Source organism: Dietzia sp. DQ12-76 (assembly GCF_014145045.1).
Lineage (GTDB): Bacteria > Actinomycetota > Actinomycetes > Mycobacteriales > Mycobacteriaceae > Dietzia.
On sequence record NZ_JAALDV010000404.1, the window covers coordinates 1 to 2,467 of the forward strand.

Annotated in this window: 1 protein-coding gene and 1 pseudogene; one reads left to right on the forward strand and one right to left on the reverse strand. The window is 69.9% G+C overall.

Going from position 1 to position 2,467, the window contains the following annotated elements:
• Positions 1-73: 73 nt before the first annotated feature.
• Complete coding sequence (locus G6019_RS13425; RefSeq protein WP_107755306.1) at positions 74-1,645, reverse strand: amino acid permease; 1,572 nt, start codon at positions 1,643-1,645, stop codon at positions 74-76.
• A 176-nt stretch (positions 1,646-1,821) separates the two neighbouring features.
• On the opposite strand from G6019_RS13425, the pseudogene G6019_RS13430 reads away from it, so the two are divergent.
• Positions 1,822-2,467: pseudogene (locus tag G6019_RS13430) on the forward strand (DUF294 nucleotidyltransferase-like domain-containing protein); the annotation flags it as partial.

Sequence of the window (2,467 nt, forward strand, 5' to 3'; positions counted from 1 at the left end):
GGCGTGCTGGCGGGCGCCCGAGGTCGTGGACGTGCTGTCGGTGATGCTGGTTTCGGTCGTGCTGGTCATCAGGTCACTCTCCGATCGTGACGGGTTTGGGATGGGTCTTACCGCGGGGGAAGCACAGGATTCCGAGCCCCACCACGGCGAGGACGGTGAGGACGCCGGCCCATCGCATCCACGGGGTCTGCCCGGAGGGGTCGAAGATCTCCGTCCGCGGCCAGGCGAGGTTGACCGTCATGAGCAGGCCGTACCCCACGGCGAGGACGTTGACGGGGATCCCCCAGCGGCCCAGCGAGAACAGGGGTTTGCCCTCGGCGTCGGTGAGGCGCGGGCCGTTCGGCCATCCCCGGAGTCGGCGCAGGAGCAGCGGCGCGGTCACGCACAGGTAGGCGAGGTAGATGAGGATGATGCACACCGAGGCGAGGGTCGCGAAGATGGCGGCGTTGCCCATGTTGACCAGCAGGATCGCGATGCAGGACACGCCGATGAGCACGGCCGGGGCGATCGGGGTGCCGGTGCGGGGGTTGACGCGGGACAGGGTCGCCGAGAAGGGCAGGCGCCCGTCGCGGGCCATCGAGAACATCAACCGGGTGGCCGCGGTCTGGATGGCGAGGGTGCAGATGAAGATGGCCACGACGACCACCACGAGGAGCACCTTGCCCCAGAAGTTCCCGAGCACCGAGTTCAGGACGTACGGCAGTCCCTCGGTGGCCAGCCGGCCGTCGGTGAGACTGGGCGCGGCCATGAGCGCGGCGAGGATCATGAGTCCGCCACCGAGGGCCGAGACCGTCAGGGCCATCCGGATGGTCCGCGGAGCGACCCTGCGGGGGTTGACGGTCTCCTCCGCCAGCTCACCGGCCGAGCCGAAGCCCACCATCACGTAGGCGGCCATGAGTCCGGAGACGACCCAGGCCCAGATGTACCCGGGCTGGTCCCCCATGCCCGCCGTGTCGAAGACGACCTGCGGTCCGCGGACGGCGTGGGTCACCAGCGCGAGGATCACCGCGACGACACCGACGATCTCGCAGGTCACGCCGATGTTGTTGACGTAGGCCATCCATCTGATGCCGAGGGAGTTGATCGTGGTGGTGATGACGAGCAGCACCGATCCCAGCAGGACGGCGTTCGCCGCACCGGAGGGTGAGGTGAGGGCCGGGTCGTCGCCGATGACCTGGAAGCCGGACCAGATGCTGGGAAGCACGACCTGGAGCGCGATGGCCGCCGCCGAGGCGGTAACGATCTGGGCGAGGATCATGAACCAGCCCCCGAACCACCCGATTATCTCGCCTCCCATCCGCCTCGACCACTGGTAGATCGCTCCCGAGAGGGGATACCGCGCCGCGAGCTCGGCGAAACACAGCGCCACCAGGAACTGGCCCGCGAACACGATCGGCCAGGTCCAGAAGAACGCCGGTCCACCGAACCCGTACCCCAGTCCGAACAGCTGGAAGATGGTGGTGAGGATCGAGACGAACGAGAACCCGGCCGCGAACGACGCGAAGGTGCCGAGGCTGCGGTGGAGCTGCTGGTCGTAACCGAGGTCGGCGAGGTCGTCGTGGTCGCCCCGACGTGCGGCAGCCGAGGTGGACGCGTCGCTCCGACCAGTGGGGACCGGGGTGGTGAGGCCGGAGGGATCGCTCATGTCCGGGACTCCTCTCGGGGTGGGGTCCGAGCTGCGCCGGGACCATTTCCTGTCTGCCGATAGTTTTCCCATCGCGTGTGACCCCCGGGTTGCCCGGTGTTTCGATCCGATTAACAGGCCCTCACGCCTTCGCCCACCCCTCGCCGGGCGGCCCGACCGCATGATCGAATGCCCCCATGCCGACCCCTCGTGACCCCCGAGACGAGCGCGCGAGAGCCTGGTCCGATGCGGTGCGGCGCGAGCTCACCGCGCGACTGGGTCCGTCGGTGTCCCCTGCCGTCTGGGTCACCGGATCGGTGGGTCGCGGGGAGGCCGTCCCGGGGAGTGACCTGGAAACCCTCGCCGTCGTCGTCGATCCCGGCGACCCCGGTCGACCCGACGACCGAACGGTGCGCCGCGCTGTCGCCTCCACAGATCTCTCGCACGAACCGTGGTTCGCCGAGACCTCCCCCGCCTCGGCCGCTGATCCCCGTCTGATCAGGAGCGTCGCCGGATGGACGCGGGCCGCCGACGGGTGGGCCGACGCCCCCGCCCGCGACCTGGGGGTCGTCCACCTCGGACTGCTGTCCGACGCCCGGCCGTTGACGGACGACCACGACGACCCCGGACTCCTGCCACGTATCGCCGTCCGGGCCGTGGCCGACCATCCGGTGATCCTCACGGACATCCTCGCCGACGCACTGTCCACCCGCGCATCGGTGCCGTCCCGGCTCACCCGCGCCCTGCGGTCGGACCCGGTCGTCGACCTCAAGCACTGCGTCCTCACCCCGGTCGTCAAGCTCGCCCGGTGGGCCGCGCTGCGGGCCGGGGTGACGGCCACCT

Bases quoted from the DNA above. Each gene is read 5' to 3' on its own strand.
- G6019_RS13425 (WP_107755306.1), bottom strand. From the start codon at position 1,645: ATGAGCGATCCCTCCGGCCTCACCACCCCGGTCCCCACTGGTCGGAGC.